The following is a 6,112-nucleotide window of genomic DNA, read 5'->3' on the forward strand; positions in this document are numbered from 1 at the left end:
TTATAGTTTCATGAACTATGATAAGAAAAATACATTGGAATTTCAATATTTTCCCGATTATTGATAAGTAACTGAAAAGTCTTTATATGGAGCATGGTCAATTTCAGTGATATGAACATCATCGACCCGGCCGCTCGGGGAAGGCGACAGCTTAACCTGACTGATAAACTGTTGCAAAGTCATTGGATCAGCTTGAGCTTCAATATAAACAGAGCCGTCATTCCGGTTCATTACGATTCCCTTTACGCCTAATTCATCGGCCAGCTTTTTCGTCATAAAGCGGAAACCGACGCCTTGAACGAGCCCATAAACTTCGAGTTTGATTGTTTTCATGAAACCACTTTCTTTCTTTAAATTAACAATATTTTAGCATAAATGGCCTTTTAAATTTAAGGGTTATGTTTTTCTTTATTGTGTTGGGTATGGTAAAATCTAACCTAGATTTTTATCGGAGGGATAATTATGAATATCGGAATTGATAAAATTAGTTTCTTTACGCCACATTTATACTTGGATATGGCGGAATTAGCTGAAGCACGTGACGTTGATCCGAATAAATATTTGATTGGGATCGGTCAAAGTAAAATGGCGGTTATTCCACCAACTCAAGACGTTGTTTCAATGGCAGCGAATGCGGCTGATAAGATTTTGACTCCTGAAGATAAGGAACAAATTGATATGATTTTATTTGCAACTGAATCAGGAATTGATAATTCAAAGTCCGGAGCCGTTTACCTTCAACGGTTGCTTGGATTTAAGCACCAGGTTCGGGTCGTTGAATTAAAACAGGCTTGCTACGCAGCAACTGCCGCAATTCATTTCGCTCACGGCCACATCGCAATGAACCCTGATTCAAAAGTGCTCGTAATCGGAGCTGATAATGCGCGTTACGGGTTAGCAACGAAAGGTGAACCAACTCAAGGCGGCGGGGCTGTTGCAATGTTGATCAGCCGGGATCCGCAGATCTTAGCCGTTCAAGATGATGCAACTTACTGGGCCGACGATGTAATGGACTTCTGGCGTCCGTTAGGGTTTGATGAAGCCTTAGTTGATGGCAAGTATTCAACCAACGTTTATCTTGAATTCTTTAAACATGTTTTCAAAGAATACCAAGATAACACCGGATTTGATATTTCAAAATTTGATGCAATGTTATTCCACTTACCATACACGAAGGAAGGATTTAAAGCATTGAAGATTGCAATCGAAGATGCTGATCCAACAGTTGCTGCCCGGTTAACACACGAATTTGAAAATGTTCGGCGGTACAGCAACCAAATCGGAAACCTTTACACCGGTTCATTGTACTTAGGACTGCTTTCATTACTTGAAAATTCAACGGATCTTAAAGCCGGAATGCGGCTAGGGCTGTACAGCTATGGTTCAGGTGCGCAAGGCGAATTTTACTCTGGCTTGCTTCGTCCAGGATTTGACCAAAACATTGAACACGAAGCATTTCAAAAAGTCTTGGATGCCCGGAAACAACTGAACGTTGCCGAATATGAAGACGTTTATAATTCCCGGATCAAGATCAGCGATAAGACCCGGAAACTTGATATCAGTACGGATCCTGCAAAGTTTGTTTTTGCCGGGGTTGAAGATTATCAACGGCAATATGTTGTGAAATAATTAAGAACAATCAGGTAATTTATAAATGAAACATTGCTTTTGATGGCGTTTTTTGTCAGAATAGAAATAAAGCAATGTTTTTATTTTATAGTAATAAGAGGAGATTTTTATGACAAATGAAAATCAGTTCACTTTATCAGATCATGATGAAGCTACAAAAACATTAACCGAAGCCGTAACAGGCAAGATTCAATATTTACAGACATTAGCAAAGGCAATTGATGATCAAGATGACCGTCAAGTGTATGAACTTATTAATTCAAAGAAATATTCTGATGAAATTTTACATGCTCGGCATGGTGCTCAGGATACGGAAAACGAAAAGTTAGTTGAAGATATCCAACCAAAAATCAGCGCATTTTTAAGCCAAAAGCTGATCAAATACTTAAATGAAATGTACCCATTCTTCTACTTTGAAGAAACAGCTCCTGGGAATTTTCAATTTTATTTTGGAAATTGGTGGGGCAGAAGACTTTTCGGAACGGTCGATGTCTTGAACGTTGAATTTCATTTTGACAAGCGTGAATACGAAAAATTGTCAAAGGCGTTTGAGCTTGAATACGAGAATAAACGCTTAAATAGCGATGCAATCGAACGGCTTTCAAAGGAAAATGAACGGTTGCAAAGTTTGATCGATTCTCAAGATGAACGCGATCAGCAAAAAGAAAAATTGCGTGCTCAAATCAAGGCGGTTTCCCAAGAAAAAGTAATGCCGTGGGAAAGTTCAAAGCAACGGGAATCAAAACAAAAGTTGGTTGATCAATTAAGCCATTTAACCGAACTTGATGAGGAAGCCAATGATGCATACCGGACGATTCGGGACAATGAAGAAACGGTTTTAGCCTTATCAAAGGAAGATACGTTAATTGGATACGAAAAGCAAAGTATCGTATCGAAGTTCGGTAATTTTGAAAACTTCGAAGCTAAAAATAAGACCCTTTATCGCGACTACATCGCAAATTTGATTGCTGCAGAAAAATAGGTGAGATAAGATGAGCGAAAAATTACAAACGGTAACGTTTTTCCCAGACGGAACAACAAAACAAAAAAGTAAGGATGCCCGTTCGTTAAGTACAACGGGCCGCTTAATGGCATATCGCGATCAATTGAAGAAAAACTTGGACAATGGGATTCATTTCACTGAGATTTTAAACCAATTGATTACAACGGACGATGCGATGGTTTTATTGAAGTCGATTCAACAATTATCAACATATCAGCTTGACTCTGCATATTTGATTTACCCGCAACAATATACGCGGCCGGACTTTTATTTGATCTTTTTAAGCCGACTTCTTGGATTGCACCAAGCAGAAAAGTTGGTTTTACAGGCCAATGAACAAAACGATGAACTGTATCATGAATTTCCAGGAATTGATAAGTTGGGCTACTTTACGTTTGTGGAAAACCCAGATGGCAGTGCTTACTACGTTGAACAGCATACTCAAGAAGCGTTATTCTTTATTGACTTCAATAAGCACTTGCTTCTTTTCAATAGTGAAGCATTAACGAATTTACTGATCGTTAAGTTGAAAAAGGAAATCAATGAAGAAACGTTGCGGAAATTTGAACTTCAGTTACTTGCAATCGGAAAGTTCATGAAGGAAGATTATGGATTTGATGTTGATTTCAACATTTTAGATCCATCAAATTATGCATCGTATGCAATTATGGATGATCAAATGCCACAAACCGCATTGGATAAGTTATTTATTACCGCTTCAAATGCCGGTTACATGTTGATCACCGGAATGCATAATGAAGCTGAATTAGAGTTGAGTCGGGGCATTAAAATGGCAGTTGAACCCCAAGAAAATGGTCAGTGGGTAATTAAGATCAATGATCCTGATAATCGAATCTCATGGTTTGATGTATTGAATAAGTGCGATTTCATTCGTGATTGGTACTTGGAAAACCTTGAGAGCCTTGAAATCAAGAATGATCCGCGTTACTACTAATTTATAGAAGGTGAAGATGGTGGATTTTAATCGAATGCTTGGATTAGCACGGCAAAGTGCTTTTCCAGAAATGTTGCCTGCAAAGAAGATTGCGCTTGATGAAAAATACAGTAATTTGGTTGTGAATGTCAATTTGAGTTTGGCAGACTTGTTTACTAAGATTCAAGCCAAGGCACCGAAAGCAGAATTGCTTGAAAGTTATTGCCATGGAATGCGTGACTTTTTTGAAATGGCCAATTTCAAAGAGTGGGCATATATTATGTTGATGACGGATGAAGATTTAAATCAAATCGGGCAAAAATGGAAGAGTGATTCGTTTGCAACGGTTTATTTAATTATTCAGCAGCAAATCAACAAGTGCTACTTTAACCGGCAACCGCAAGCGTTAGTCCATGCTTGGCACATGTATTTGAAACTGGGGCTGATCGATTTAGACTTTGACGAACAAGAGATCGAAGCTCAGTACATGAAGATGTACGATCAAAATTAAGAATGGAAAAGAAGGTGTAATCGTTGATTACACCTTCTTTTTTGAAGAATAAAAAAACACGCTCATTAACTGAACGTGTCCATATGGTGATTCGGGAGAGATTCGAACTCTCGACAATCCGCTTAGAAGGCGGATGCTCTATCCAGCTGAGCTACCGAACCATTTCAACAACGTTAGTATTATATGATGATTATTCTTAAAAGTCAATTTAATCTTTAAGCATGATGAACCTTGACGAGTCAATTAGATTTTGATAAACTACAACTGTTGTACTTGTGCATAGTACAACTGCAACCGCACGTTTTAAGTTTAAGTGTTCTTATGAACCACTAAATTACGGCGAGTCTAAGGATTAATTAAGGAGGTGCACAAGATGTACGCAATCATTAAAACTGGTGGCAAGCAATTAAAAGTTGAAAAGGGTCAAGCTATCTACGTTGAAAAATTAGACGTTAAGGCTGGCGACAAAGTAACTTTTGATCAAGTTGTCTTAGTTGGTGGTGAAAAGACTGTTATCGGAACACCATTAGTTGAAGGTGCAACCGTTACAGGAACAGTTGAAAAGCAAGGCCGTGCAAAGAAAGTTGTAACTTTCAAGTACAAGCCAAAGAAACACCAACACACAAAGCAAGGTCATCGTCAACCATATACAAAGGTTGTTATTGACGAAATCAACGCTTAATTGAAAGTTGGTTGATATTTTGATTCAAGCACATTTTAATTATCGGTCTGGAAAACTTTCTGGATTTGAATTAAAAGGGCATGCAGATGCCGGTGAATACGGACAAGATATTGTCTGTTCGGCGGTGTCTGTTCTTGCAATCAATACCGTTAATAGTTTAGAAAAGCTTGCTCAGAGCAAACCGCAAGTTTTATCGGATGATGAAAATGGCGGATTCCTTAAAGTTGAGCTTTCCGATGATCAAGTGCAACTTCCAGCTGTTCAATTACTGCTTCAAAGTTTTGAACTCGGTTTACGGGATGTTGCGAATAGTTATGGTAAATACATCAAGATAAAATAAGCATTGAGGAGGTGCAACTGTTATGTTAATGAACTTGCAATTCTTTGCTCACAAAAAAGGTGGCGGTTCAACTGCCAACGGTCGTGACTCACGTTCAAAGCGTTTAGGCGCTAAGAGTGCTGATGGTCAACTCGTAAAGGGCGGTTCAATCATTTACCGTCAACGCGGTACACATATCTACCCAGGTGTAAACGTAGGTATGGGTGGTGACAATACATTATTTGCTAAGGTTGAAGGTGTTGTACGTTTCGAACGCAAAGGCCGTGACAAACGTCAAGTATCTGTTTACCCAGTTGCTGACTAATGTATTTTGAAAGAGGCTGTGACGAATGATATGCACCCCAAATCTTGGACAAAATAAATCCAAGATTTGGGGTGTTTTTTATGCGTTTAACAAAACAAGATAAGATTAATATTTATCTTCTTTATCAGAAAGGATATCCGTATTCAAAAGTACAACGATATTATCCAATTGGGAAAAGTAATTTTTATTACTTGACTCAGGTATTAGATCGTTTTGGAGTTTGTTGGTTGGATCGCCCACATCATAAATGGACCAAAGAAGAAAAACTGAACGCAATCCATCGTGTGTTGTTTAATAATGAGACAGAAGGCGGAGTCGCATTAGATCTAGGATTATCTTCTATTGGAATGTTGACTAATTGGATTCGAGATTATCGAAAAAATGATTATAATGTGATTGATAAACCAAAAGGAAGACCGAGGAAAAAGACAATCACAAAACGTAATCAAAAGAAAATTAAACCAGAAGACAAGAAAATCAAGGAACTTGAGGAAGAATTACTCTATCTAAGAGCTGAAAATGCCTATTTAAAAGCATTAAGGGAATTGGCAATCGAAGATCAAAAAAAGCAAAAATAATTGAACGACTTCGTTGTCAATTCCCACTGGCAGTTCTGTTGAAGGTCGCTAAGATGAGTCGTTCAACCTTCTATTATCAACGATCTCATAAGAAAGACCGGCAGAACAATAAATTCATGAACCGGAACAGA

9 protein-coding genes, 1 tRNA gene and 1 other annotated feature are annotated in these 6,112 nt (G+C 38.2%); of the genes, 8 read left to right on the plus strand and 2 right to left on the minus strand.

From position 1 onward, the window contains the following. Positions 1 to 57: 57 nt before the first annotated feature. A complete protein-coding gene (locus A3O17_RS05095) occupies positions 58 to 333 on the minus strand; it encodes an acylphosphatase (RefSeq protein ID WP_064213039.1) in 276 nt (91 codons plus the stop codon). A gap of 129 nt (positions 334 to 462) precedes the next feature. On the opposite strand from A3O17_RS05095, the gene A3O17_RS05100 reads away from it, so the two are divergent. The 4 genes from A3O17_RS05100 (at position 463) to A3O17_RS05115 (ending at position 4,077) form a co-directional block, all read left to right on the plus strand. After that, positions 463 to 1,629 (plus strand): hydroxymethylglutaryl-CoA synthase, encoded by a 1,167-nt coding sequence (locus tag A3O17_RS05100; protein ID WP_064213040.1) that lies wholly within the window; start codon positions 463 to 465, stop codon positions 1,627 to 1,629. 109 nt (positions 1,630 to 1,738) lie between these two features. Then, entirely contained in the window at positions 1,739 to 2,611 is an 873-nt protein-coding gene (locus tag A3O17_RS05105) for a hypothetical protein (RefSeq protein ID WP_064208167.1), read from the plus strand. 10 nt (positions 2,612 to 2,621) lie between these two features. Next, positions 2,622 to 3,587 (plus strand): hypothetical protein, encoded by a 966-nt coding sequence (locus tag A3O17_RS05110; protein WP_064213041.1) that lies wholly within the window; start codon positions 2,622 to 2,624, stop codon positions 3,585 to 3,587. A 19-nt stretch (positions 3,588 to 3,606) separates the two neighbouring features. Beyond that, complete coding sequence (locus A3O17_RS05115) at positions 3,607 to 4,077, plus strand: hypothetical protein (protein ID WP_081256910.1); 471 nt, start codon at positions 3,607 to 3,609, stop codon at positions 4,075 to 4,077. An 84-nt stretch (positions 4,078 to 4,161) separates the two neighbouring features. Here A3O17_RS05115 and A3O17_RS05120 read toward each other — a convergent pair. Next, positions 4,162 to 4,238 (minus strand) — tRNA-Arg (locus tag A3O17_RS05120). Positions 4,239 to 4,359: 121 nt separating this feature from the next. Next, positions 4,360 to 4,434, plus strand: a sequence feature (ribosomal protein L21 leader region). Positions 4,435 to 4,450: 16 nt separating this feature from the next. Between A3O17_RS05120 and rplU the strand changes: the two genes are divergently transcribed. From rplU to A3O17_RS05140, 4 genes are all read left to right on the plus strand, one after another. Next, on the plus strand, positions 4,451 to 4,759 hold the full coding sequence (rplU, locus tag A3O17_RS05125; protein WP_057827774.1) for a 50S ribosomal protein L21: 309 nt from the start codon (positions 4,451 to 4,453) through the stop codon (positions 4,757 to 4,759). A 19-nt stretch (positions 4,760 to 4,778) separates the two neighbouring features. Next, on the plus strand, positions 4,779 to 5,099 hold the full coding sequence (locus A3O17_RS05130; protein ID WP_064213048.1) for a ribosomal-processing cysteine protease Prp: 321 nt from the start codon (positions 4,779 to 4,781) through the stop codon (positions 5,097 to 5,099). 22 nt (positions 5,100 to 5,121) lie between these two features. Continuing rightward, positions 5,122 to 5,403 (plus strand): 50S ribosomal protein L27, encoded by a 282-nt coding sequence (gene rpmA, locus A3O17_RS05135; RefSeq protein ID WP_057827775.1) that lies wholly within the window; start codon positions 5,122 to 5,124, stop codon positions 5,401 to 5,403. Positions 5,404 to 5,483: 80 nt separating this feature from the next. Continuing rightward, on the plus strand, positions 5,484 to 5,981 hold the full coding sequence (locus A3O17_RS05140; RefSeq protein WP_064213049.1) for a transposase: 498 nt from the start codon (positions 5,484 to 5,486) through the stop codon (positions 5,979 to 5,981). Positions 5,982 to 6,112 lie beyond the last annotated feature (131 nt).

This window comes from Ligilactobacillus aviarius (assembly GCF_001654615.1).
Taxonomy (GTDB): Bacteria; Bacillota; Bacilli; order Lactobacillales; family Lactobacillaceae; genus Ligilactobacillus; species Ligilactobacillus aviarius_B.

Coding starts and splice junctions, on each gene's coding strand:
- A3O17_RS05140 (WP_064213049.1), top strand. CDS start 5,484: ATGCGTTTAACAAAACAAGATAAGATTAATATTTATCTTCTTTATCAG.
- rplU (WP_057827774.1), top strand. CDS start 4,451: ATGTACGCAATCATTAAAACTGGTGGCAAGCAATTAAAAGTTGAAAAG.
- A3O17_RS05100 (WP_064213040.1), top strand. CDS start 463: ATGAATATCGGAATTGATAAAATTAGTTTCTTTACGCCACATTTATAC.
- rpmA (WP_057827775.1), top strand. CDS start 5,122: ATGTTAATGAACTTGCAATTCTTTGCTCACAAAAAAGGTGGCGGTTCA.
- A3O17_RS05095 (WP_064213039.1), bottom strand. CDS start 333: ATGAAAACAATCAAACTCGAAGTTTATGGGCTCGTTCAAGGCGTCGGT.
- A3O17_RS05110 (WP_064213041.1), top strand. CDS start 2,622: ATGAGCGAAAAATTACAAACGGTAACGTTTTTCCCAGACGGAACAACA.
- A3O17_RS05105 (WP_064208167.1), top strand. CDS start 1,739: ATGACAAATGAAAATCAGTTCACTTTATCAGATCATGATGAAGCTACA.